The sequence below is a fragment of the Cryobacterium sp. HLT2-28 genome, assembly GCF_004402495.1.
Lineage (GTDB): Bacteria > Actinomycetota > Actinomycetes > Actinomycetales > Microbacteriaceae > Cryobacterium > Cryobacterium mannosilyticum.
Map to the genome: position 1 here is coordinate 36,738 of NZ_SOFH01000011.1, position 24,987 is coordinate 61,724.

Genomic DNA, 24,987 nt, shown 5'->3' on the forward strand with positions numbered 1-24,987 from the left:
GATGTTCAGGCGCGGAAGGCCGCTGCGAAGACCCGGGGCATCCGCAGCCAGGACGGCCGGGCGGCGAAACCCGCGAGCAGGCGCCCGGTGGTGGCGGCGCTGCGTGCCGAGACGAACCATGGCGGTTTCGGGAAGAGTGCGAACTCGCCGTGCGCGACCGATCGGGGGAACGGGCGGAACGGCCCGCTGACAACGGTGCGTTCCGGCGAGTCGATCAGCAGGGCGTTGTGCACGACGCCTATCCCGCTCTGCACGTCGCCCAGGGTGTGCCCGGGGTAGGCACCCCAGGGAGCCGCGGCGGTGAGGAACCCGAGGCCGGTCCAGGTGTTGATCGCGATGGTGCCGTAGCGCAGCCGGGCGAGGGCGTCCCGGAAACCGTGGCCGAGCGCCCGGATCGTGCGCGGCTCGGCGATGACGTTCGCGCCGAGGGTGCCGAGGAAATCCCGGTTGACGGTGTCAATGGCGGCGTCGAGGAAGGATGCCCCGGTGCCAGGCAGCTCGACCACGCCGAGCACGGGCGAGAACGTCTCGGTCGACCTGATCGGCTCAGGGTCGTCGCCGTCGCCGACAACGACGAGGAGCCGACCGCCGTCGCCGAGGCGCTCGGCGAACGGATAAGCGGCGGCGGCTGCCGCCACCCTCCCGTCGCTGCCCGGATACCAGGCCGGGCGGGCCGGGGCGCGGCCGATCGCGTCCCGCAGCTCCGCCAGGAACGCGTCCTTCTGCGGCCAGTCGCGACTGAGCACGACCACCTGCCCGGCGATGCAGTTGTAGCCGCCGTTGTGCAGCCGCTGCGTCGCCACATGCTCGGCCTGGTAGCGCAGGTCGCGGCGGGCCCAGCGGCCGGGAAGCAGGATGATCGGGGCCACTCCGCCCAGTTCGCTGGTGATCGGCTTGGCCAGGACGGGGGAGCCGGCGGTCTTGCGCGCGGCGCCGGCCGCGCCCCGGCCGAAGACGACGGTGTCATGGGTGGCCGCGCTGCCGGTGATGTGAACATGGGAGATGCCGGCGTGATGGGCCAGGTAGCCGCCGACGTCACCGTCGCCCGTCACGATGCGCAGCACGCCGTGCCGCACCAGGGGGGCGAGCGCGGCCTGGTAGACCGGCAGCATCCGGGCGAGCACCGGGTTCAGCTTGAGCAGCACGACCCTGTTGTTCGCGATGAGTTCGTAGAGCACGTCAAGCGGCGGGATCGAGGTGATGTTGCCGGCGCCGAGGACGAGGCCCACACCGTGCGTCTGGGCGGGGTGGAGTTCGGCCAGGCCGGCCTGCGCCCTGACCGTGTCGGCGGTGACGCCGGGCGGCATCCACACCTCCGCCCGGAAGCCGTGCAGCAGGACCGACTCGTGCGCGCTGTGCGGCAGCACCTGCACCGTCACCCGGTTGCCGGGGGCGGTGCCGAACCGGGACCCGGCCAGCGGGCTCTCACCCCGGCTGATCCGGGCCACGCTGCCGGCCAGGGTCGATGTCGCGGTCAGCACCGGGTACGGGCCGGAGATCCATTCCTCGCCGACCAGGGACGATGCGGGGTCGAGGCCCTTGACCTCGCTGGCGGTGCGGGCCCAATTCTCGGCCTGCTCCGCGACGGCGGCGTGCACGGCGCGCAGCAGGCCGACGCGCTCGGGCAGCGGGGTGCGGGCCCAGCGCTGCTCGCCGGCGGCGAGTTCGGCGATCAGGGCGTCGAGTTCGGCCTGCCCGGCCGCGGTGTCCGGGGCGAGGCCGGCGCCGGACGGCGAGGCGCTGGTTGCGTCGAAGGACGGCTCGGTGACGGTCATCAATCTCCTGTGATCGTTGACGGGTGCGCGCCGCCTGTTCGGGTGCACAACTCGGCTCGGTGGTAGTGCTCCACTCTCTCGTCGCATCCCGGCTCGCGCCATGGGCGGTCGCCGCCGGATCCGACGGCATCTTTGTGCCGTCGCACAAACGAATTGGTCGGGGGCGCCGTAGCATGGCGTCATGGCGGATCAATGGGGAACCCTGGAGCGCGGCGACGGCAATGGCACGACCGGGGTGGGCGCCACCCCGGCGGGCGCCACCAGGCGAGTCGCGATCGAACTCTTCACCGGGCTGATCGACTCCGCCGACGTACTGACGGATGCCGTGTGCGCCCAGATCGTCGCCGGGGAGCAGGCATACGGGGCCAGGAGCCTGCTGCCCTACGAGGTGCTGCACGGGATCGTCGGCGAGAACATCGCCGCCCTTGCGCGGGCGCTCGTCGACGGCACCGCGACCCTCGACGCACCGCGGCGGGCCGGGCAGGTCAAGGCGGAACACGGCATCCCGATGGCAAGCCTGCTGCACGCCTATCGCCTGGCCGGTCTCCAGATCTGGGAGGTGCTGGTCACCCGGTCGGTCGCCGGCCAGAGTTTCGAGGCGCTGCTGCTCGTCTCCGGCGAGGTCTGGGGCATGATCGACACCTTCTCGAACGCCGCCGCAGAGGCGTACCGGGCGGTCGTCGACGCGCAGGACCGCCGCAACCAGCAGGCCAGGAGCCTGCTGCTGCTCAGCGTGCTCGACGGCAGCGCCACCGCGGTCGACGCCGGACGCGCCCTGAGGGCGCTCGGGCTTCCCGAGCACGGCACCTTCCTGCTCGTCGCCGCCGAGCTGAGCGCCACGGGGGCGGATTCGCTGCCAGGCCTCTCGCAGACGCTGCGCGCCGCCGGAATCGCCTCGGCCTGGACCACCCTGCAGGGCGACCAGATCGGCCTGCTCGGTCTCGCCGCGGCGGGCGGGATGGCCATCGTCCAGTCGACCCTCGCGTCAGCGGCGACGACCCGGGTCGGGGTCAGCCGCCCCTTCACCGTCGTCGGTGAGGCACCGGATGCGCTCCGCCAGGCCCGGATAGCGGTCGGCTGCGTCCTGCCGGGGGGAGCCGGGGCGCACTCCTACGGCACCGCGCCGCTGGACCTGCTGCTGGTCGCGCAGCCGGGCTACGCCGCCGAGTTGCAGGAGGCGGTGCTCGGCGGTCTCCTCGCGGCGCCGGACCGCGACGTGTTGCTCCAGACCCTCGAGGAATGGTTCGCCGCCGACGGGTCGACCGCGCTGACGGGCCGCCGCCTGCATTGCCACCGCAACACCGTGTTGTACCGGCTGGCCCGGATCACGGAGCTCACCGGGCGGATGCCGTCGCGCCCGGCCGAAGCCGCCGAACTGCACGCGGCGCTGCGAGCCACCCGGCTGGCCGGGAGCTGAGGCGCCGGTCGGTCCGGGTCGGCACCGGTCGGTCCGGGTCGCGCCGGTCAGTCCGGGTTGCACCGGTCGGTCCGGGTTGCGCCGGTCAGTCCAGGTCGTCGGGGTCCTTGCCGGTGCGCTCGCCGGAGTCGAGGGCGCCGATCGCGGCCAGGTCCGCCTCGTCGAGGGTGAAATCGAACACGTCGAGGTTCTCGCGGATGCGCACCGGGGTCACCGACTTCGGGATCACCACGTTGCCGAGTTGGAGGTGCCAGCGGATGACCACCTGGGCGGCCGATTTGCCGTGCCGTGCCCCGATCCGGTCCAGGGTCCTGTTCCCGATCGCACGGCCGCGGGCCAGCGGCGACCACGCCTCGGTCAGGATGCCGTGAGCCGCGTCGTACTCGCGCAGGGCGGCCTGTTGCAGCCAGGGGTGCAGCTCGACCTGGTTGATCACGGGGGCCAGGGCGCTCTCCGCGAGCAGGCGGTCCAGGTGGTGGGTGTGGAAGTTGGACACCCCGATCGAGCGGGCCCGTCCCTCCGCGCGCAGGACCTCGAGGGCGCGCCAGGTCTCGAGGTACCGGTCCTGGCGCGGCGCGGGCCAGTGGATCAGGTACAGGTCGACGTAGTCCAGGCCGAGCTTGCCGAGGCTCTCGTCGAAGGCGCGCAGGGTCTCGTCGAAGCCGTGGCGGTCGTTCCACACCTTCGTGGTCACGAACAGCTCGTCCCTGGGCAGTCCCGACCGCGCGATGCCGTGGCCGACTCCCGACTCGTTGTCGTAGAGCGCGGCCGTGTCGATGTGACGGTAGCCGGCCTCGAGCGCGACCTGCACGGTGTCGGCGGCCGTGGCATCCGGAACCTTGTAGACACCCAGGCCGAGTTGCGGGATGCTGTGTCCGTCGGTGAACCGAAGCGAGGGGGAAAGGGTCATCCCCCCATTAAACCCTCCTCCCTCCGTCTCGGTCGTCCTCGCCGAACTGAGAGAAAGGCACCTCTTCCGCCCCGGCAAAGCCTGCACAACTCTCAGTTCGGCGAAGAGCGGCGCACCGGGTTGGGCGGGGCAGGGGTGGGCGAAGACGACGGCGGGCGGTCAGTCCTGCCACCCGCGGCCGGCGAGGGCGGCGCGCACACGGCGGAGGAGCTCGCGGCCACCGTTCCGGAGATCGTCGTCGGTGACCCGGATCACTCGCCAGCCCAGATCTTCGACGCGTTCCCGGCGGGTGATATCGGTGCGGAATTGTGCGCGGTCCGTGCGGTGGCCGTCGCCCTCGTACTCGATACAGACCCGCCAGTCCGGCCAGGCCAGGCCAGGTCGACCCGCGCCACGAAACGGCCGAAAGCATCCGTCAACTCGAGATTCACCACCGGTTCGGGGAGGCCCGCGTCGACCAGCAGGAGCCGAACCTCGGTTTCCTTGGCGGAATCGACCCGGGCGCGCGCGAAGAATGCAGCCTCCCGTAATCTCCGGCAACCTCGGCGGCCGACCAGCCGAGCGGCAGCCGCGCGCAGCTCCGACGGTGTGTGCCTCGGCTCTCGGCCGGCGCAGAGGAAGTCGGCGGCCGCGACCAGGTCGCCCCGATAGAGCAGCGGGCCGAGGTCGAACCAGGTCTGCAGCGGCGTGGTGACCGGCAGGCCGTCCTGCAGCTGGACGTCCATCTGACTTTCGCGCAGCTGGTGCCCGACGATTCCCCTCATCTGAGGTGGTCGGTTCGAGGCCGGCACCGTCACATGCAAGCGCCGATCGGCAGAGGCCCAGTGGGGGAGTGGCATCCCGTGCAGCGACGCGGCGGTGAAATGACTGAAGACGTGGGTGGGCGGCATCCGGGCCACGTAGGCCCTGCAGAGTTCGGGAACCGATGCCGGTGGGGGCCCCGCGACCCGCAGCCCGCGAAAGGGTCGCGCGAGATCGCGGCCACCGAGCCGGGTCCGGGTCAGGCCGGCCCGTCTGGCCTCGGCGACCAGGAACGGTTCATCACGAAACTCGGGCGGGAGTTCTGCGGGCGACATCTCTCGAGGATGCCGGAAACCAGGGTCAGCCCCGGGGATCTCTCCACAGGCTCAGCATCCCGCGGCGTCCCCCGAGGGTGCACCCTCGCCGACCCGAGCGTGCACCCTCGCCGACCTGTGAGAAACGCACCATTTCAGGCCCCGAAACCGGGCCGAACTCACAGTTCGGCGAAGAGCTTCGGCGCGGTGAGGTGAGCCGGGGCGAGCGTGACCGGACGGGCCGAGCGGGGCTAGGAGACCTGAACCTGGATCGGGGCGGTGTCGGGGATCGGGCTGGCGTCGCGGCCGCGCAGGTCGGGGTGCCAGCGCCGGCCGATCGCGGGGATCAGCGTGCCGAGCGCCGCGAAGCCGGCCGCGACCATGATCGCCGCGCCTGCCCCGCTGTGGTCGATCATGAAGCCGGCGATCGCGGACCCCATTGCGGCACCCATCAGCTGGCCGGTGCCGACCCAGCCGTAGGCCTCGGCGGTGTCGCTGAACTTGACGCTCGCGGAGACGATGCCGAAGAGCACGGCGAACGCGGGCGCGATGCCGATGCCGGCGAAGAGGAGGGTGCCGGCGAGCCACCAGAAGTTGAGGCCGAGGGTGGCGAGGCCAAGGCCGACGGTGACGATGAGCATCCGGCTGGCGAGCGCCCACGGCCCGATCGGCGCATGCCCGAGGGCGAGGCCGCCGACGAGCGACCCGGCCGCGAAGATGCCGAGCACCCAGCCGGAGTCCGAGCTGCCGTGGCCGAAGGCGGCGACGACGCCCGCCTCGACCGCGGCGCAGGCGGCCACGAGCATGAAGCCGACGATGGTGCTCAGCATCACCGGCGGGCGCTTGAGCACGGCGCCGAGCTTGCGCCGGCTGCGGGGGATGCGCACCCGGCCGACCTCCGGCAGGGCCACGAACCAGATTCCGCCGCCGACCAGGAACGCGGCGGCGAGCAGGATGCCGGCGACGGAGCTGACCTGGATGGCCACGAAGGTGGCGATCACCGGGCCGAGCACCCAGATGATCTCCTGGGCGGAGGCGTCCAGGGAGAACAGCGGGGTGAGCTGGCGGGAGTTGACGATCTTCGGATAGATGGTGCGCACGGCCGGCTGGATCGGCGGCGTGGACAGGCCCGCGACCAGGCCGATGGCCATCAGCCCGGAGATTGGCAGGGTCACCAGGGCCATCACGATGATCGAGCCGGCGCAGACCACGAGGGTGCCGACGATGACCGGGCGCATGCCCCAGCGGCCCATCAGCCGGCTGGTGAGCGGCCCTGCGATGGCCTGGCCGATGCTCATCGCGCCGAGCACGAGGCCCGCCGAGCCGTAGGAGTCGTAGACCTGCTCGATGTGGATCAGGAACGCCAGCGAGAGCATCCCGAACGGGAAGCGTGCGGTGAGCTGTGCGGCGATGACGCGAGCAACGCCCGGGGTTTTCAGAAGGGTCCAGTAGCTGCTCACAATTACTCAAGTCTATGGCCGCGGATGCCCGCGCCCCCAGCTGAGGGGCACGGACTAGCGTTGACACGTGCAAACTCTGATTTCGGCCGATGACCTCTCCCGCCGGCTCGCCGGGCGGGACGATATCCGCGTGCTCGACGTGCGCTGGCAGCTCGGCGGCCCGCCCGGCCTCGGCGAGTACCGCTCCGGCCACATCCCCGGCGCCGTCTACGTCGACCTCGACACCGAGCTCGCCGGGCACGGCGGCCCGGAGGACGGCCGGCATCCGTTGCCTGGCAGTGCCGATCTGCAGGCCGCGGCCCGGCGTTGGGGACTGCACGACGGCGACACCGTCGTGGTCTACGACGACCTCGGCTCACAGTCGGCGGCCCGGGCCTGGTGGCTGCTGCGGCACGCCGGGATGCGCGACGTGCTACTGATCGACGGCGCGCTGGCCGCGTGGCGCTCGGCTGGCCTTCCCCTCGCCGTGGGCGACGAGAAGCCGCCCGTCGCCGGTACCGTGCACCTGTCCTACGGCGCTCTCCCGACCATCGACGCGGACACCGCCGCGGCGGTCGCGCGCACCGGGGTGCTGCTCGACGCGCGCGCCGGGGCCCGCTACCGCGGCGAGACGGAGCCGATCGACCCCAGGGCCGGGCACATCCCCGGCGCGGTGAGCGCGCCGACGAGCGACAACCTCACGCCAGACGGGCGCTTCCGCCCGGCCGAGGAGCTCCGGGAGCGTTTCGAGGCGCTGGGTGTGAGCGCGATGCGGCCGGTCGGCGTCTACTGCGGGTCGGGGATCACGGCCGCGCACGAGGCGGCGGCACTGGCCATCGCCGGCTTCGTGCCCTACCTCTATCCGGGCTCGTGGTCGCAGTGGTCCAACCTGCCGGATCGCCCGGTCGAGACCGGCGACGCCCCGTCCGCCGCGGAATAACGGATCCCGGGGTAGCCTGCGCCGGCACAGGGCGTCACGTTCGAGATGGAGTCTCTGCCGACACGCCGCGGGAACGGTCCTGCGGCGCGGCGCGTCGCGAGAAAGTCCAACCTGAACGGTCGCTCCGGGGGAGGGGCGTAATCCGCGTGAAACACAAGGGTGGCCATACTGGTCACGGGCGGGTCCGACGCTCAGGATAGCTGGCTCAAAACGTTATCTACGCACGGAATCCGCGTCATCGAGGTGTTATATGCTCACATTTGTCGCAAACCGTTCACGGACCTCAATGACGAACCCGCAACATCCGACAACCACGAAGAAGGCCTAGCAATGCGCGCTAAATACCTACTCCCGGCCCTCGCCGCCGTCACCGCCCTGATACTCACCGGCTGTGTCGACAACTCCGCCCCCGCCACCGGCGGCTCGAGCGCCGGAAGCGTGACCAAGGACGAGAAGGCCGCGGCCCTCCTCCCCGCCGACATCGCTAAGACCGGCAAGCTCCGCGTCGGCACCGACCCGACCTACGCCCCCAACGAATTCAAGGACGAATCCGGTGCGCCGATCGGCTGGGGCATCGAGATCGCCAGCGCCGTCGCGGGCAAGCTCGGCCTGAAGGCCGAGTTCCAGGTCGCCAAGTTCGACAACATCATCCCGAGCGTCACCGGCGGCAAGGCCGACATCGGCGAATCGTCGTTCACCGACACGGTCGAGCGTGAGAAGCAGGTCGACTTCGTCAACTACTACACGGCCGGCATCCAGTGGGCGTCCGCCAAGGGCAAGGAGGTCGACCCCGACAACGCCTGCGGCCTCAAGGTCGCCGTGCAGGCCACCACGTTCGAGGACACCGACGAGGTCCCGGCCAAGAGCGACGCCTGCGTCGCCGCCGGCAAGCCGCCGATCGACAAGCTCAAGTTCGACACCCAGGATGCCGCGACCAATGCGGTCGTGCTCGGCCAGGCCGACGCCCTCAGCGCCGACTCGCCCGTCACGCTCTACGCGATCGAGCAGACCAAGGGCAAGCTCCAGCCCGCGGGCAAGACCTTCGACGTGGCGCCGTACGGCATCGTCGTCAAGAAGGGCTCAGACCTGACCAAGGCCGTGCAGGCCGCCCTCCAGTCGATGGTCGACGACGGCTCCTACGGCAAGATCCTCGACAAGTGGGGTGTGGCCGACGGCGGCATCGACAAGATCACGATCAACGCAGCCGCGAACGGTTAACCCATGAGCACCACAGAACGCAGTGGCGCGCCGGCGGGGGAGACCCCGTCGACGCCCGAACCGGCCTCCGTGCCGATCAAGGCGATCAGGCTGCGGCATCCGTGGCGGATGGTCTTCGCGGCAGTGATCGTCGTAGTCTTCGCACTCGTGATGATCGATGCGGCGTTCCGCCCGGCCTACGACTGGCCATCGGTGGGGAAGTACCTCTTCGACCGGCGGATCTCGCAGGCCGCCGTCGTCACGATCGAGCTGACGGTCTTCTCGATGGTGATCGCCATCGTCCTCGGGGTGATCCTGGCCGTGATGCGGCTCTCGCCGAACCCGGTGGTGAAGAGCGTGGCCTGGTTCTATCTCTGGGTCTTCCGCGGAACGCCGGTCTACGTGCAGCTGACGATCTGGGGTCTGATCTCGCTGATTTACTCGAGGATCGACCTCGGAATCCCGTTCACCGAGCCGTGGCTGTCGTTCCAGACGGGCGATCTGCTGAGCCTGTTCACCATCGCCGTGATCGGCTTGTCGCTCAACGAGGCGGCCTATATGGCAGAGATCGTGCGTGCCGGGCTGCTCGCGGTCGACCGCGGCCAGGAGGAAGCGGCCACTGCGCTCGGCATGAGCTGGGCGCAGACTATGACCCGGGTGATCCTGCCGCAGTCGATGCGGGTGATCATCCCGCCGACCGGAAATGAGGTCATCAGCATGCTGAAGACCACGTCGCTGGTCACCGCGGTGCCGCTCAGTACGGAGCTTTTCACCCGATCCAGAGACATTTCCGCGGAAACGTTCAATCCGATCCCACTGCTCATCGTTGCGTCGCTCTGGTACCTGCTCTTCACCTCGATTCTGATGGTGGGTCAGTACTTCCTCGAGAAGAGATTCGCGCGCGGGGTCGGCGACCGCCAGACGGAGAAGAAAGACCCAGGCACGGCAACGGGCGCGTTCACGGGAGTGATGCCCGTCGTCGGTTCGGACCCGCCCGCAGTGATCGTTCCACCGAAGAACGCCCCAGGAGGTACGCGATGAGCGCTACGAACGTGCCGTTGGCGCAATCCCACCCGGACGTGCCGATGGTGCTGGCGGAGCAGGTCTCCAAGAGCTTCGGCTCGAACGAGGTGCTCAAGGGCATCTCGCTCGAGGTGAAGCGCGGCGAGGTGATGTGCCTGGTCGGCCCGAGCGGGTCGGGCAAGTCCACCTTCCTGCGCTGCATCAACCACCTCGAGGTGCTCTCCGCCGGCCGGTTGAGCGTTGACGGCGAACTGATCGGCTACCGCGAGGCGAACGGCAAACTGTACGAGATGGCCCCGAAGGAAGCGGCCAGGCAGCGCCGGGACATCGGCATGGTGTTCCAGCGCTTCAACCTGTTCCCGCACATGACGGCGCTGCAGAACGTGATGGAGGCGCCGATCCGGGTGAAGGGCCTGCCCAAGGCCCAGGTCGAGCAGACCGCGCGTGACCTGCTCGCCCGGGTGGGGCTGGCCGAACGCGCCGACTACTACCCGGCGCACCTGTCCGGCGGCCAGCAGCAGCGGGTCGCCATCGCCAGGGCGCTCGCGATGGAGCCCAAGCTGATGCTCTTCGACGAGCCGACCAGCGCGCTCGACCCCGAGCTCGTCGGTGAGGTCCTCGACGTGATGAAGGGCCTGGCGAAGTCGGGCATGACCATGATCGTGGTCACCCACGAGATGGGCTTCGCCCGGGAAGTGGCCGACTCGCTCGTGTTCATGGACGGCGGTGTGGTCGTCGAAGCCGGCGACCCCGACCAGGTCCTGACCAACCCGCAGCACCGTCGCACCCAGGCGTTCCTGTCCAAGGTGCTCTAGCCGGTGCCGCAGGCGGCATCCGCGCAACGGATGCCGCCACCAACCCGGGTTCCGCCGAGACTTCCCGCTGAGCGGGCTTCTCGGGGGGACCCGGGCGCACCGCGAAAGGGACCGGCGGGCGATCCGGTCGCGTCGAGTTCTTCCCTTCCGGTCGAGACCGAGTCGCGCGCCTGACGGGTGCGACCGAAAAGGTCGATCTCGGCGGGAGAGATGCGCGAGCCAGGGACGAGGTGCTCGGCTCCTGCGTCACAGCGCGCCGAACGGCGGCTCTCGTTGCGTTATGCCGGGCGGCTCTGCGGCGCGGTGGCCGAGGTCATCGCGGAGTCGTGCTCGACGACGTCGCCGAGCACCTCGTCGATCTGCCTCATGCTCTCGGCCGGGATCCTCACGCCCGCTGCCTTGACGTTCTCGCGCACCTGCTCGGGCCGGGAGGCTCCGACGAGGGCGGCCGAGACGTTGTCGTTCTGCAGCACCCAGGCCACGGCCAGCTGCGCCATCGACAGGTCGAGGTCGGCCGCGATCGGCTCGAGCTTCTGCACCCGGGTGAGCACGTCGTCGTTCATGAAGCGGCTGATCATGTCGGCGCCGCCCTTGATGTCGGTGGCCCGCGAGCCGGCCGGCGGGGCCTGGCCCGGCTTGTACTTGCCGGTGAGCACGCCCTGGGCCACGGGAGACCAGACGATCTGGCCGATGCCGAGCTCGCGGGAGGTCGGCACGACCTCGTCCTCGATCACGCGCCACAGCATGGAGTACTGCGGCTGGCTCGAGATCAGTCTGAAGCCCAGCTCCTTCGAGAGAGCGTGTCCGGCGCGCAGCTGCGCGGGGGTCCACTCGCTGACGCCGATGTACAGCGCCTTGCCCTGCCGAACGATGTCGGCGAAGGCCTGCATCGTCTCTTCCAGGGGAGTTTCGGTGTCGAAGCGGTGGGCCTGGTAGAGGTCGACGTAGTCGGTCTGCAGGCGGGTCAGCGAGCCGTCGATCGACTCCATGATGTGCTTGCGGGACAGTCCGACGTCGTTGTGCCCCTTGGGGCCGGTCGGCCAGTAGACCTTGGTGAAGATCTCGAGGCTTTGGCGGCGCTGGCCTGTGAGGGCGGCACCCAGCACGGACTCGGCCTGCGTGTTGGCGTAGGCGTCGGCGGTGTCGAAGCTGGTGATCCCCACGTCGAGCGCGGCATGCACGCACTGCGTCGCGATGTCGTTCTCGACCTGCGAACCGTGCGTGAGCCAGTTGCCGTAGGTGATTTCGGAGATTTTCAGGCCTGATGAACCGAGATAGCGAAATTCCATGCCCATAGCCTAGAGGAGGAGGGCCCGCGTGCGGTGGGTCGCGCCCGGCCGCATCCAGCGCTCGTCGCGGCACCTCGCGGCACCTCGCGGCACGTCGCGGCGCATGCTGTGGCAGCAGGCGCATGTTCTACCGTGCGCCTACCTCCACAACCTGCGCCGCGAGCGCTGAGCAGGGCGAGGGTCAGCTCGTGAGCACCTTGTGGATGCGCTGCAGGGAGACGGACTCCGCGGCCTTCAGCTCCTGGGCGAACAGGCTGATCCGCAGCTCCTCGATCATCCACCGGGCGCGCACCAGGTTCGCCTGCGAGTCCGGGGCCAGCGGAATCCGGCCGCCGGCATCCGTGTACCGGGTGGTCGCGGCCTGGCTCTCGTTCATCCAGACCCGGTCGCGGCTCGGGTTGTCGCCCAGCTTGACGATCCGGGAACTGATCCCGCCGAGGTAGCGCGGCAGGTGGCGCAGCTGGGCGAGGCCGGTGGCGCTGACGAAACCGGGGTGGATCAGCCCGGCCAGCTGGCCGCGGGCATCCGTCAACGCCGGCAGCAGCGCCATGCTGGTGGAGGCCTTGAGCGCCTTGTCTGCCGACCTGGCCGCGGTGAGGATGCGCGCGACGAGCCCGACCGTCTCGAACATCGAGTCCATCACGACGCCGGAGACCCGGTCGCGGATGCTGTCGAACTCGGCTTTCATGAAGACCTGGCCACCCGGCGTGACCCGGAACAGCACGTCGTCGACGCTCGCCGCCAGGCAATCGTCGAAGAGCGCCTGGGTCGACCGGTACGGGCTGGTGGCGAGGCTGAGCTTCTCGGCCCCGGTGAGGTGCTGCTGCACGTAGGCGACCGGTGACGGCGTCGCGAGCAGGAGCAGGCGGCGCACCCCGCCGGGCAGGGTGCGGGCCTGCTCGGCCTCGGTGCTCATCATCCGGATACTCACCGACTGGCCCTCGTCGACGAGAGTCGGGTAGCCGCGAATGGTGTTGTCGCCCTGCCGGGTGTCGAGGAAGCGGGGCAGCTCCGGGAAATCCCAGCTGGTCAGCCCGGAGCGCTCGATCGCATTGGTGGGGGTGGCAGCGGATGCCGCGGCGACGCTTTCGCGGGCCTGGCTGCCGAGCCGGCGCTGCAGCTCGAGCAGGTCCTTCCCGGAGGCGATCGGGCGACCGCGTTCGTCGACGACGCTGAACGTCACTCGCAGGTGGGCGGGCACCCGGACCAGTTCGAAATCGTTCGCGGTCACCGGCACATAGGTGAGCTTCTGGATCAGGCCGGCGAGCGTCTCGGTGAAGGGCACGTCGTCACGGTCGAACATGTTCCGGCCGGCGGACCCGCCGGTCGAAACGCCGGTCGACACCCCGACCGAGACGCCGCTCGCGCCTGACCCCCCGACCGACGCCTCTCCCGGCGCCGGCGGCAGCTCGGTCAGCAGCCGCTTCGCCCAGTCGCCCGCGGGCACCACGTTGCGACGGATGCTCTTGGGCAGCGACTTGATCAGCGCCGTGACCAGGTCGGCGCGGAGGCCGGGCACCTGCCAGTCGAAGCCGGTGGGGGAGAGGCGCGCGAGCAGGGCCAGCGGGATCCGAACGGTCACGCCGTCATCGTCCGCGCCGGGCTCGAACCGGTAGCTGAGCGTGAACTTCTGGTCGCCCTGGCGCCAGATCGGCGGGAACACGGCCTCGTCGATCTCCGGCGCGTCCTCGGGGACGAGCGCGTCGGCGGTCATCGTGAGCAGATCGGGCGTCTGGGTGCGCGCCTGGCGCCACCAGGTTTCGAAGCTGCGGGTGGAACAGACGTCGGCGGGGATGCGTTTCTGGTAGAACTCGAACACGGCCTCGTCGTCGAAGAGGATGTCGCGGCGGCGCGTGCGTTCCTCGAGCTCGGCGAGCTCGGCGCGGAGCTTCCTGTTGGCGCGGTCGAAGGCGGTGACCCGCTGGTCGATGCGGTCGAGGTCCCACTCGCCCTCGACCAGGGCGTGCCGGATGAACAGGTCGCGGGCATAGGCAGGGTCGACCCGGGAGAACTGGATCCGTTGGCGCGGCACGATCGGAACCCCGTAGAGGGTGACCCGCTCGTAGGCGACGACGGCGCCCTGCTTCTTCTCCCAGTGCGGCTCGGAGTAGCTGCGTTTGCACAGGTCACCGGCGAGCGGCTCGGCCCAGGCCGGGTCGACGACGGCGTTCATCCGGGCGAACAGACGGCTGGTCTCGACCAGCTCGGCGCTCATCACGGCGTTCGGCTGCTTCTTCGCCAGCGCCGAGCCGGGGAAGATCACGAACCGCTGCTGGCGCGCGCCGATGTAGTCCTTCTTGGCAGTGTCCTTGAGGCCGATGTGCGAGAGCAGGCCGGCCAGGAGCGAGCGGTGGATGCCGTCGGGGTTCACGCTGGAGTCGCCGCCAGCTTTGGAGTCAAACACAGCGAGGCCGAGCGGCTTGGCCATCTGGCGCAGCTGTTTGTACACGTCCTGCCACTCGCGCACCCGCAGGTAGTTGAGGAACTCGTTCTTGCACAGGCGCCGGAAGGCGCTCGAGCCGAGTTCCTTCTGCTGCGTCTCCAGGTAGTTCCAGAGGTTGAGCAGGCCGAGGAAGTCGCTGGTCGGGTCGGCGAAGCGGGCGTGTTGCTGGTCGGCCTGGGCGCGGCGTTCGAGCGGGCGTTCGCGCGGGTCCTGAATGGTGAGGCCGGCCACGATCGCCATCACCTCGCGGCTCGTGCCCTGGGTCTTCGACTCGACCACCATCCGGCCGAACCGAGGGTCGATCGGCAGTTTCGCGAGCTGCTGGCCGATCCGGGTGAGTTTGGAGATGCCGGTCTTGTTCCCGGCGCGGCCCGCGGTGTCGGGGGCGACCGCGCCGAGTTCGGCGAGCAGGTCGAGGCCGTCCTTGATGCCGCGGGAGTCCGGCGGGGTGAGGAACGGGAACGCGGCGATGTCGCCGAGGCCGAGCGAGATCATCTGCAGGATGACCGCGGCCAGGTTCGTGCGCAGGATCTCCGGCTCGGTGTACTCGGGGCGGCGGGTGAAGTCCTCCTCCGAGTACAGCCTGATCGCGATGCCGTCGCTGGTGCGCCCGCTCCGGCCGCTGCGCTGGTTCGCGGACGCCTGGCTGATCGCCTCGATCGGCAGCCGCTGCACCTTCGAGCGCACGCTGTACCGGCTGATCCTGGCGGTTCCGGCGTCGATGACATAGCGGATGCCCGGCACGGTCAGGCTGGTCTCGGCCACGTTCGTGGCGAGCACGATCCGGCGCCGCACCCCGGCCACCGTCGACGGCTGGAACACCTTGTGCTGGTCGGCGGCGGAGAGCCGGCCGTAGAGGGGAAGCACCTCGGTGGGGCTGCCGCGACCGCCGGTGGCGAACTTGCCCTGCAGGGCGTCGGCGGCGTCGCGGATCTCTGTCTCGCCGCTGAGGAAGACGAGCACGTCGCCGCTGGACTCCCGGTCGAGCTCGTCGAGTGCGGCGGAGATGCCCTCGATGTAGTCGCGGTCGACGGCGGGTGCGGCATCCGTCAGCTCGTCGACGTCCATCGCCTCGGCGACGAGCGGACGGTAGCGGATCTCGACCGGGTAGGTGCGGCCGGAGACCTCGATGATCGGGGCCGGCGTGCCGTCGGCGGAGGCGAAATGCTCGGCGAAGCTCTGCGGGTCGATGGTCGCGGAGGTGATGATGAGCTTGAGGTCGGGGCGCTGCGGCAGGAGCTGGCGCAGGTAGCCGAGCAGGAAGTCGATGTTGAGGCTGCGCTCATGCGCCTCGTCGATGATGATCGTGTCGTACTTCCGCAGCATCCGGTCGCGGTGCATCTCATTGAGCAGGATGCCGTCGGTCATCAGCTTGATCCGGGTGTCCGGCCCGACCTGGTCGGTGAAGCGCACCTGGTAGCCGACGGTCTGCCCGACCTCCTGGCCGAGTTCCTCCGCGATGCGCTCGGCGATGGTGCGGGCGGCGAGGCGGCGCGGCTGGGTGTGGCCGATGCTGGTGCGGCCGAGTTCGAGGCAGATCTTCGGCAGCTGGGTGGTCTTGCCGGAGCCGGTCGCGCCGGCGACGATCACCACCTGGTTGTCCCGGATAGCGCGCGCGATATCCTCGCGGCGCTGGCTGACCGGGAGTTCGGGCGGGAAGGTGATGACGACGGGGATCATGAGCCTTCCATCGTATTCCAAGCCGGGGAACACCCGGGTGCCCCGGCCTCCCCCGACGCCTTAAACCGCACGATGTTAGCATCAATGCATGACCGACGAGGAAGCGCGCGGGGGGCGGCACGCCGCCCTGGCATCGGACGCGCGCCGCCAGGTGCTCGAACTCCTGATGTGGTCCGGCGCAGCACTCGACGCGGCCGCCGTGGCGGGGCAGGTCGGGCTGCACGTCACCACGGTGAGATTCCACCTCGAGCAGCTCGAGAGCGCCGGGCTGATCCGGCGCTCGGTCGAACGTGCGGGTGCTCGCGGGCGTCCGCGCATCCTCTTCACCGCCGGGCCGGCAGCTCGGGAGGACGAGGCCAGGCACGACCTGAGCCAGGCCCTGGCCGGCGCGCTGGCCGAGGACGCCGACGGCGGCCGGGCCAGGGCGATCCGGGCCGGCGAGCACTGGTCGGCCTCGTTCGCCGGCGAGCTGCGGGGGAACGCGGGGGAGGGCGTCGCACCGCTTCTGCGCATCCTCGACCGGCTGGGCTTCGACCCGGAGGTTGAGGTCCCGGTCGGCGCGATGGCCGACGCGGACGAGACCGCCGGGACGGTAGCGGTCGCGGCCGGGGCGGATGCTCCCGGCCCGACGGCCCCACGGGTGGTCAACCTGCTCGCCTGCCCGTTCCGGGCCGATGCGAGGCAGGCGCCGGAGGTGATCTGCTCCGTGCACCTCGGCCTGATCCGCGGCATCGCCGCCACCCTCGGCCATGACCCGGAGGGCACCGAACTGCGCCCGTTCGTCGGCCCGGAGCTATGCCAGGTGCGGCTTCGCGGCGCCTGGGTCGCGGACGTATCGCCGACGGAGTAGTCCGGCAGGCTCGGTCAGAGTCCGTTCGGTTCGGACCCCTAGGGTGGGGCGCATGACGACTCCAGTTCCCACCCTGACCCTCAACGACGGCCACACCATCCCCCAGCTTGGCTTCGGTGTCTTCAAGGTCGAGCCGGAGGAGACCACCCGGATCGTCTCCGACGCGCTCCAGGTCGGCTTCCGGCACATCGACACCGCCGCGATCTACGGCAATGAGGAGGGCGTCGGCGCCGCGATCGCCGCATCCGGGATCTCCCGCTCCGACCTGTTCGTCACGACCAAGCTGTGGAACGACCAGCAGGGCACCCAGAGCGCGTTCGACGCGTTCGACGAGAGCCTGGAGAAGCTCGGGCTGGACTACGTCGACCTCTACCTGATCCACTGGCCGACACCGGCGAAGGACCGCTACGTAGAGAGCTGGAAGGCGCTCGAGCAGATCCGCGCCTCCGGCCGGGCCCGGTCGATCGGAGTCTCCAACTTCCTCGAGCCGCACCTGGACCGGCTGCTCGGCGAGACGGAGATCGTGCCGGCCGTCAACCAGATCGAGCTGCACCCCGCGCACCAGCAGCCGGAGGTGACCCGGTTCGCCCGCGCCAACGGAATCCAGGTCCAGGCGTGGGGTCCCCTCGGCCAGGGCAAGTACCCGCTCCTCGAGGAGCCCGTCGTGGCCGTCGCGGCCGAGGCGCACGGCAAGACGCCCGCCCAGGTCGTCATCCGCTGGCACCTGCAGACCGGGAACATCGTCTTCCCCAAGTCGAACCGGCGCGAGCGGATGCTCGAGAACCTCGACGTCTTCGACTTCGAGCTCAGCCGCACCGAGCTGAACACCATCTCCTCACTCGAACGGGTGGGCCGGGTCAGCTCCCACCCGAACGACGTGAACTAGAGCGCGATGTGGGCCCCGCCGGGCGGGCGGGCACGGCCGCGGTAGGTTGGGACACGACGGGGGAACCATCCCCGGCGAGGAAGTTGACCGATGAATCCGATTGAGTGGCTCTTCGACGCGCAACTGCAGATCGGCACCCAGACCATCCTCTGGCGCGAGGTGATCGGCAACGCGTTCGGAATCCTCAGTGCGGTCGGCGGGATGCGCCGCAAGGTCTGGGCCTGGCCGGTGGGCATCGCCGGCAACGCCCTGCTGTTCACCGTGTTCCTCGGCGCCGTCTTCGGCACCCCCAACCCGGTCAACCTGCTCGGCCAGGCCGGGCGGCAGGTCATGTTCATCGTCGTCTCGATCTTCGGCTGGATCCAGTGGTCCCGCGCCCGCCAGTCGCGCACGCACGTCGCCGTCGCCCCGCACTGGGCGGGCAATCGCACCCGGGTGCTGCTCGGCCTCGGGCTGGTCGCCGGCACGCTCATCCTCACGCCGATCTTCCGGGCGCTCGGTTCGTTCGAGCCGGTCTGGGCGGATGCCTGGATCTTCACCGGGTCCCTGCTCGCCACCTACGGCATGGCGAAAGGCTGGACCGAGTTCTGGCTGATCTGGGTGGCCGTCGACATTGTGGGCGTGCCCCTGCTGGTCAGTGCGGGCTACTACGCCTCGGCCATCCTCTACCTGTTCTACGGCGCCTTCACGATCACCGGCTTCTTCATCTGGATGCGGGTCCAGCGCCGCCGCCAGGCCCTCGTCAGCCAGGAACTGACCGGCCAGGGCTGACCGCTGCCGGGGTGACCGGCTGTGGCCGGCTTCAGCGCGCCGCCTTCTACGGTGCGCGGAGCGCCAGGGTCACGGCAACGCCGATCAGAAGGCCCGCGACGCCGCCGGCGGCGACGAGCAGGATCCCGCGCGCGGGGCGCCGGTCCGGCCGGGCCCCGCCGGGCGAAGCCGGGGCTGGGTCGGGCTCCGGGTCGTCCTCCTCCGGCCCGAAACCCGGCCAGCCGCGAAAGCTGACCAGGACCAGGTCGAGGGCCGCGGCATCCTGGGCCAGCAGCCGGGTGAGCTCTCGCAGCCGGTGCTCGCCGAGGGTGGCGCTGACCGGCTCGCCGGTGTCGGGATCGGCGACCTCGCTCAGCGGTCCGTCGATCCGGGAGCGCGAGTACACGGCCGCCTGCTCCGCGCCGAGCCCGACGAGAGGGTCGGGGTGCCCGCCGGGGCTGCGACTGAGCGGGTGAGCCCGCCACCAGAGCGCATCCTGCACATCGTGCCGGCCCCGATAGGCGGCCCGCAACGCGATCACCAGTCCCGGATCGGTCTCGGCCGCGGTTTCCAGGCGACCGGCCACTGTCTTCAACGTCATCTGCAGCCCCCACTGTCAGTGCCAGCCTAACCACCCCCGAACGGGAGGTCCAGTGGCAGGGGCGCCGGGTTGGCGAACGACACCATCCACGAGGTCCCGGCGCAGAATGGAGGCATGCCCAACCGACTTGCCGACGCGATCAGCCCGTACCTGCGCTCCCACGCCGGCAACCCGGTCGACTGGCACGGCTGGGGTGCGGAGGCGTTCGCCGAGGCTCGCGCGCGCGACCTGCCCGTGCTCGTGTCGATCGGCTATTCGACCTGCCACTGGTGCCATGTGATGGCCCGGGAGAGCTTCAGCGACCCCGTTCTCGCCGACTATCTCAATGAGCACTTCGTGAGCGTCAAGGTCGACCGGGAGGAACACCCCGACGTCGACGCCGCCTACCTGGCCGCAGCCAGCGCCTTCGTCGGCGGCCTGGGCTGGCCGTTGAACGTGTTCGTCACCCCGGGCGGCCGGGCGTTCTACGCCGGAACCTACTTCCCGCCGCAACCGATGACGGGGCATCCGTCGTTCCGGCAGGTGCTCGAGGCGGTGACGGATGCCTGGACCACCCGCCGCGCCGAGGTCACCGAGAGCGCCGACCTGGTGGCCGCGGCGCTCGCCACGGCCGCTGCGGAGGCGACGACCGCCGGAGCACGGCCGGATGCGGTCGCCCTCAACGCGGCCGCCGCGGCCCTGGTCGCCCAGGAGGACCCGGTCTTCGGCGGTTTCGGCGGTGCCCCCAAGTTTCCGGTGGCGCCGGCCCTCGGCTTCCTGCTCGAGCGCGCCAAGGGGCGGGACCTTGCCCTGCGCACGCTCAAACGGCTCGGCGCCTCCCCACTGCGGGACCCGATCGAGGGCGGCTTCTTCCGCTACGCGGTCAACCGCGACTGGAGCGAGCCGCACTACGAACGGATGCTCTACGACAACGCCCAGCTCCTCGACCTCTACACGCAGGCGTGGAAGCTCACCGGCGAACCGTGGGCCCGCGCCGTGGCCCTGGGAATCGCCCGGTTCCTGACAGGCGTGCTGGCGCTGCCGGGCGGCGGCCTCGCCAGCGCGCAGGACTCCGAGAGCACCGTGGACGGGCGACGCGTCGAGGGCGGCTACTACGCCCTCGACGAGGAGGCCCGGAAGCTGCAAGCCCGGCCCGCCCTCGACGACAAGGTGCTCACCGGCTGGAACGGCCTCGGCATCGCCGCCCTCGCGCGGGCCGGATTCGCCTTCGACGAGCCGGCCCTCCAGGCCGCCGCGATGCGGGCGGCCGACATGCTGCTCGACCAGCACCTGGCCGACCAGAGGACGGGCGGCGTCGAGCTCGTGCGCGCGTCGATCTCGGGGCGGGTCTCCGGTGCCCGCTCGACCCTCGAGGACTACGGGATGTTCGCACGCGGCCTCCTCGAACTCGCCCTGGCGACAGGGGAGGTGCGCTACGCCCTCGCGGCACGCCGGCTCGTTGACGCGACGCTGCCGCCGGCCCAGACGCCGCCGGCCCAGTCGCCGCTCCCCTTCCGGGTGCCGAACGGCTCCGACCCGGTGCTGGCCGCGCAGGGTCTGGAATCCGCCGTCGACCCGTCGGAGGGCGCCTATCCGTCCGGCCTGACCTCCATCGCAGGGGCGGCCTGGCTGCTCCACCTCCTCACCGCGGATCCGCGCTACCTGGCCGCGGCCGAGTCCGGGATGGACCTGCTCGGAGGGCAGCTCACGTCCCGTCCGCTCGCGTTCGGCGCGGCCCTGCGCCTGAGCGCCGCGTTGGCGGCACCGGCCCTGCAACTGGTGGTCGTCTCGCCGGACGGCAGCCCGGCAACGAGCCCCGATGGCCTGCCCGCCGCGGCGCGCCGGCGGGCGACCGGTCTCGTGGCCGCGGTCACCGAGGCCCAGGCGAAGGCCTTCAGCGACGCCGGCTTCGACCTGTTCCGGGACCGAACGACCCGCGCCGGCCTGGCCGTCGCCTACCTCTGCCGGGACTTCGTCTGCAGCCTGCCGGTGACCGACCCGGCCGACCTGCCGCCGGGGGTGCCGGGCTCGACCGGGAGGCCGACCGGGACGACAATGGGCGCATGACCATTCGGATCAAGCGTGTCTACGACGATCCGGCCCCCGACGACGGCAGCCGGGTGCTGGTGGACCGGCTCTGGCCGCGGGGCGTCTCCCGGGAACGTGCGGAGCTCGACGACTGGATCAAGGACGTCGCCCCGAGCCCCGACCTGCGCACCTGGTGGAACCACGACCCCGACCGGATCGACGAATTCGCCGAGCGCTACCGGACGGAACTCGGTGCGACACCCGTGACCGCCGCCGCCGTGGCCCGGCTGCGGAGCCTGGTCGCCGCGAACGCACGCACCGGCACAACCACGACCCTGGTCTACGCGGCCAGGGACCCGGTCGTGAACCATGCCCGCATCCTCGGCGAGTATCTCGGGGCGGCGCACCCCGAGAGCCTCCCGGTCGGCGCGCCGCCGACCCCCTAACGTCGAGCCAAGTCGTCAACCGCTCCGACCGAGGAGCCGGCCGAAAGGATTCACCATGGTTCCCGAAATCAACATCTGGGCAGTGCTGCTCGCCACCGTCTCGAGCATGGTCGTCGGCTCGGTCTGGTACTCCCGCCGGGCCTTCGGCACCTACTGGATGAAGGCGGTCGGCCACGATGAGGAGAGCATGCGCACCGGGTCGGCGGCCCCGCTCATCCTCACCGTCATCGTCAGCTTCATCACCGCGTGGGTGCTGGCCGGGGCGGCCGCGATCGCCCAGAACTTCTACGGGGGCAGCTTCCTCGCCAACTCCCTGCTGACCTCGGTCATCCTCTGGGCCGGATTCACCGCGGCACGGATGGCCACCCACGACGCCTTCGACCGTCGCCCCTGGGGCCTCACCGTGCTCAACATCGTGCACGAGCTGGTCACCCTGCTGCTGATGGCCCTGATCATCGGCCTGTTCGGCATCAGCGCCCTCTAGAACAGCCTGCGGAGACGACCGGTCACGGCCCCGATCCGGAGCCGTGGCCGGTCGCGTTCCCGCCCCGTCCCGGGACGTACACTGAGAGGAGCGCCACCGCGTTCCGCCGGCTGCTTCGCACTCGGTTTCAGGACGGGTGCGCGGTCGTGCGACACACCGGACGCACTCTCCCCGCTGGTGAACCTGGCGAACGAGTGTTCCCAATTCCAGAGGAGGACCATGGCTGATTACACTCGCCCCACTGCCGACCGGCACGCCCCAACCGGACGCGGCACCGAATCTGACGCCGCCGCCTCGCTCCCGGTCCTCTCGCTCAGCAACGAACCCGAACTCGTGCTCCGCGCCGTCGATGCCCGCACCCGCCGCTTCGACCGCGAAGACCTCGTCGTGCGCAAGGGCGAGATCGCGCTCGTCAACGGCCACTTCACCCCGCGTGAGTCCATGGTCAAGGACCTCCTCGCCGTCGCGAGCGCCCTCGACCTGGCCGGAATCGATTTCCTGCTCGTGCGCGGCGACCACGACCGCCCCACCATCGCCGTGGACCGCAAGAGCCGTAAGCAGCTCACCCGGATCCTCGCCGCCGCGTTCGCGAACGAGCCCTTTTACGTGAAACCGCTCGACGGCGACCTGACCCAGCCCCTCCTGCTCGCCGACGGCGCCCTGGCCACGCTGCGGAAGTCATCCGTCTTCCGGGTCTACCGGCCCCGGATCGAACCGATCGGGCGGCTCCGCTACGGCGCGGAGACCGCGTTCCAGTTCGAGCTGTGGTACTTCGGCGAGGATGAGATCGTTGCGCCGATCGAGAACTCGCTGATGCGCACCCGGATGCCGCGCGGCGAGGCCCGCGAGACCACGATCGACCTCTTCGGACGCAGCTGGCGCACCCTGCAGCACATGTTCGACGACCTGGCCAGCGACATCAGCTTCGACATCGACCTGGTCTTCTCCTGGGTCGACGGTTCGTCCAGCGACTTCCAGCGGGAACGGGCCAAGCGCATGCAGGCCTACGTCGTCGGCGAGGGCGACGACTCCGACGCCCGGTTCCGCCAGATCGACGAACTCAAGTACGCGCTCCGCAGCGTGTACATGTTCGCGCCCTGGGTGCGCCGCATCTTCATCGCCACGGATTCGCCCGCGCCCGAGTGGCTGGCCGAACACCCGCGCGTCACGATCATGCGCAGCGAGGACTTCTTCCCCGACACCAGTGCCCTGCCCACCCACAACTCGCACGCGGTCGAAAGCCAGTTGCACCACATTCCGGGGCTGGCCGAGCACTTCCTCTATTCCAATGACGACATGTTCTTCGGCCGCCCGGTGGGCCCGGAGCTGTTCTTCTCGCCCGGCGGCATCACCAAGTTCGTCGAAGCGTCCACCCGGATCGGCCTCGGCGACAACGACCCGTCCCGGAGCGGCTTCGAGAACGCGGCCAGGGTCAACCGAGCCCTGCTGCGCGAACGGTTCGGCAAGGTCACCACCCGGCACCTGGAGCACACGGCCGCGCCGCTGCGCAAGAGCGTGCTGCGCGAACTCGAGGCCGAGTTCCCCGAGGACTTCGCCCGCACCGCGGCCAGCCGGTTCCGTTCGGCGACCGACATCTCGGTCACGAACTCGCTCTATCACTACTACGCGCTGATGACCGGCCGAGCGGTCGAGCAGACCCAGGCGCGCTCGCTCTACATCGAGACCACCCTCAAGCTGGCCCTGCGCCAGATGAACAAGCTGCGCAAACGCCGCGACCAGGACATGTTCTGCCTCAATGACGGCAGTTTCCCGGAGATCTCCGACGAGGTGCGCCGCGCCGCGGTGACCGACTTCCTCGAACGTTACTTCCCGATCGTGGCACCGTGGGAGCGGGAGAGCCAGGCGAACGACCGGGTCGGCACGCCCCTGATCGGCACCTCGTCGGTCAGTTCAGAACCCGGATCGGCATGGTCATCGGCGGCTCACGGAACGCTGGCAGAGTACCCGCGGGCATGATCTCGATGCCCGACTCGGCCAGCCGCCTGCCGCTCTCCGCGGCGTCGATGTACTCCAGCGCCGGGTAGCTGCCGAGCGGCACCACCGAGTGCAGCACCGTGTCCGCGTAGACGTGCACGAGGTTGAACGTGCGCGCGCCGTCCTGGCCGCGGGTGCCGCCGACCGGCACGTTGAGGTCCTGGGTGTAGCAGGTGGCCGAGGCGACCGACACGGGGATGCCCGCGAACATCGCCGTCGACGAATAGTGCAGGTGGCCGGCGAGGATGCTGCGCACGTCGGTGCCGCGGAGCACCCGGGCGAGCGCGGCCTGGCCGCGCAGTTCGACCGAGACGGCCAGGTCGAGAACGCTCGGCACGGGCGGGTGGTGCATCGCCAGGATGGTGCCGTCGGGTGCGGGCACGCTGAGCTCGCGGCCCAGCCAGGCCAGTTGGGCCTCGCTCACGGCGCCGTGGTGATGGCCGGGAACCGAGGTGTCCAGGGTGATCACGCGCAGGCCGCCGACGAACTCGACGTGGTCGATCGGAGCCGACGACGCCGGCTCGCCGAGCAGGGTCGTGCGGAACGCCGACCGGTCGTCGTGGTTGCCCATCACCCAGATGACCCGGGAGCCTAGCCTGGCCGCGGCCGGCTCGACGATGGAGCGCAGGGTGCGATAGGCATCCGGCTCGCCCTTGTCGGCCAGGTCGCCGGTGATGATGATCGCCTCCGGCCGCCCGGTCGAGGCCTCGACCTCGGCGAAGAGAGAGGCGAGATGCGCGGCACTGTCGACCCGGTCGTACAGGCGTTCGCCGTGGGCGAGCAGGTGCGTGTCACTGAGGTGAAGCAGGAAATGGTCCGGCCTGGGGTATTCGGCCGTGCGAATGTTCACGGAGCTTCCATTCGTTGGGACTGGGAGCACTCTTCGTTGAGTGCGCTGACTCTACTCCGTTTATTCGATCAGTAGTTCTTGAACATCCGGTGTACGCCACGCGAACACGGCCGAAGCGGTCCGGAGGAAAACCCC

At 70.2% G+C, this 24,987-nt stretch carries 20 protein-coding genes; 12 read left to right on the forward strand and 8 right to left on the reverse strand.

Features of this window, described 5'->3' with window-relative positions:
• Positions 1-5 precede the first annotated feature (5 nt).
• Positions 6-1,775: an aldehyde dehydrogenase family protein gene (locus E3O48_RS05165; RefSeq protein ID WP_134537555.1), complete on the reverse strand. Its 1,770-nt coding sequence runs from the start codon at positions 1,773-1,775 to the stop codon at positions 6-8.
• Positions 1,776-1,956: 181 nt separating this feature from the next.
• On the opposite strand from E3O48_RS05165, the gene E3O48_RS05170 reads away from it, so the two are divergent.
• Positions 1,957-3,192: a CdaR family transcriptional regulator gene (locus E3O48_RS05170; protein ID WP_134537556.1), complete on the forward strand. Its 1,236-nt coding sequence runs from the start codon at positions 1,957-1,959 to the stop codon at positions 3,190-3,192.
• A gap of 85 nt (positions 3,193-3,277) precedes the next feature.
• On the opposite strand, the gene E3O48_RS05175 is transcribed toward E3O48_RS05170, so the two are convergent.
• The 3 genes from E3O48_RS05175 to E3O48_RS05185 all read right to left on the reverse strand — a co-directional run bounded on the left by E3O48_RS05175 (position 3,278) and on the right by E3O48_RS05185 (position 6,617).
• Entirely contained in the window at positions 3,278-4,102 is an 825-nt protein-coding gene (locus E3O48_RS05175; RefSeq protein WP_134537557.1) for an aldo/keto reductase, read from the reverse strand.
• A gap of 251 nt (positions 4,103-4,353) precedes the next feature.
• Positions 4,354-4,827, reverse strand: a complete 474-nt coding sequence (locus E3O48_RS05180; RefSeq protein ID WP_134537558.1) for a hypothetical protein — start codon at positions 4,825-4,827, stop codon at positions 4,354-4,356.
• 581 nt (positions 4,828-5,408) lie between these two features.
• On the reverse strand, positions 5,409-6,617 hold the full coding sequence (locus E3O48_RS05185) for an MFS transporter (RefSeq protein ID WP_134510201.1): 1,209 nt from the start codon (positions 6,615-6,617) through the stop codon (positions 5,409-5,411).
• A 67-nt stretch (positions 6,618-6,684) separates the two neighbouring features.
• Between E3O48_RS05185 and E3O48_RS05190 the strand changes: the two genes are divergently transcribed.
• The 4 genes from E3O48_RS05190 to E3O48_RS05205 all read left to right on the forward strand — a co-directional run bounded on the left by E3O48_RS05190 (position 6,685) and on the right by E3O48_RS05205 (position 10,571).
• A complete protein-coding gene (locus tag E3O48_RS05190; RefSeq protein ID WP_134537559.1) occupies positions 6,685-7,536 on the forward strand; it encodes a sulfurtransferase in 852 nt (283 codons plus the stop codon).
• Positions 7,537-7,866: 330 nt separating this feature from the next.
• Positions 7,867-8,754 (forward strand): ABC transporter substrate-binding protein, encoded by an 888-nt coding sequence (locus E3O48_RS05195; RefSeq protein ID WP_134537560.1) that lies wholly within the window; start codon positions 7,867-7,869, stop codon positions 8,752-8,754.
• A gap of 3 nt (positions 8,755-8,757) precedes the next feature.
• On the forward strand, positions 8,758-9,774 hold the full coding sequence (locus E3O48_RS05200; protein ID WP_134537561.1) for an amino acid ABC transporter permease: 1,017 nt from the start codon (positions 8,758-8,760) through the stop codon (positions 9,772-9,774).
• Between the two features lie 44 nt (positions 9,775-9,818).
• Entirely contained in the window at positions 9,819-10,571 is a 753-nt protein-coding gene (locus tag E3O48_RS05205; RefSeq protein WP_134510263.1) for an amino acid ABC transporter ATP-binding protein, read from the forward strand.
• 278 nt (positions 10,572-10,849) lie between these two features.
• Here E3O48_RS05205 and E3O48_RS05210 read toward each other — a convergent pair whose 3' ends face one another.
• Together E3O48_RS05210 and hrpA are read right to left on the reverse strand one after the other, a co-directional pair.
• On the reverse strand, positions 10,850-11,860 hold the full coding sequence (locus E3O48_RS05210) for an aldo/keto reductase family protein (RefSeq protein WP_134537562.1): 1,011 nt from the start codon (positions 11,858-11,860) through the stop codon (positions 10,850-10,852).
• Positions 11,861-12,041: 181 nt separating this feature from the next.
• A complete protein-coding gene (gene hrpA, locus E3O48_RS05215) occupies positions 12,042-15,983 on the reverse strand; it encodes an ATP-dependent RNA helicase HrpA (protein ID WP_134537563.1) in 3,942 nt (1,313 codons plus the stop codon).
• Between the two features lie 88 nt (positions 15,984-16,071).
• On the opposite strand from hrpA, the gene E3O48_RS05220 reads away from it, so the two are divergent.
• The 3 genes from E3O48_RS05220 (at position 16,072) to pnuC (ending at position 18,490) form a co-directional block, all read left to right on the forward strand.
• Positions 16,072-16,833, forward strand: coding sequence for a metalloregulator ArsR/SmtB family transcription factor (locus E3O48_RS05220; protein ID WP_134537564.1), 762 nt, complete (start codon positions 16,072-16,074; stop codon positions 16,831-16,833).
• Positions 16,834-16,885: 52 nt separating this feature from the next.
• Positions 16,886-17,719 (forward strand): aldo/keto reductase, encoded by an 834-nt coding sequence (locus E3O48_RS05225; protein ID WP_134506111.1) that lies wholly within the window; start codon positions 16,886-16,888, stop codon positions 17,717-17,719.
• 90 nt (positions 17,720-17,809) lie between these two features.
• Entirely contained in the window at positions 17,810-18,490 is a 681-nt protein-coding gene (gene pnuC, locus E3O48_RS05230; protein ID WP_134537565.1) for a nicotinamide riboside transporter PnuC, read from the forward strand.
• 46 nt (positions 18,491-18,536) lie between these two features.
• Here pnuC and E3O48_RS05235 read toward each other — a convergent pair whose 3' ends face one another.
• Positions 18,537-19,070: a hypothetical protein gene (locus E3O48_RS05235; protein WP_134537566.1), complete on the reverse strand. Its 534-nt coding sequence runs from the start codon at positions 19,068-19,070 to the stop codon at positions 18,537-18,539.
• Positions 19,071-19,184: 114 nt separating this feature from the next.
• Between E3O48_RS05235 and E3O48_RS05240 the strand changes: the two genes are divergently transcribed.
• From E3O48_RS05240 to E3O48_RS05255, 4 genes are all read left to right on the forward strand, one after another.
• Positions 19,185-21,116 carry a thioredoxin domain-containing protein gene (locus E3O48_RS05240; RefSeq protein ID WP_134537567.1) on the forward strand — a complete coding sequence of 644 codons (1,932 nt, stop codon included), beginning with the start codon at positions 19,185-19,187 and terminating at the stop codon, positions 21,114-21,116.
• Complete coding sequence (locus tag E3O48_RS05245; RefSeq protein ID WP_134506104.1) at positions 21,113-21,523, forward strand: DUF488 domain-containing protein; 411 nt, start codon at positions 21,113-21,115, stop codon at positions 21,521-21,523. The genes E3O48_RS05240 and E3O48_RS05245 overlap by 4 nt, the downstream gene beginning before the upstream one ends.
• Positions 21,524-21,578: 55 nt before the next feature.
• The gene (locus tag E3O48_RS05250; protein ID WP_134506102.1) at positions 21,579-22,007 is read left to right on the forward strand and encodes a DUF1761 domain-containing protein; all 429 of its coding nucleotides are present in this window, start codon (positions 21,579-21,581) and stop codon (positions 22,005-22,007) included.
• Positions 22,008-22,226: 219 nt separating this feature from the next.
• A complete protein-coding gene (locus tag E3O48_RS05255; protein ID WP_134537568.1) occupies positions 22,227-23,984 on the forward strand; it encodes a stealth family protein in 1,758 nt (585 codons plus the stop codon).
• Here E3O48_RS05255 and E3O48_RS05260 read toward each other — a convergent pair.
• On the reverse strand, positions 23,914-24,852 hold the full coding sequence (locus tag E3O48_RS05260) for a phosphodiesterase (protein ID WP_134537569.1): 939 nt from the start codon (positions 24,850-24,852) through the stop codon (positions 23,914-23,916). The genes E3O48_RS05255 and E3O48_RS05260 overlap by 71 nt on opposite strands.
• Between the last annotated feature and the right edge of the window lie 135 nt (positions 24,853-24,987).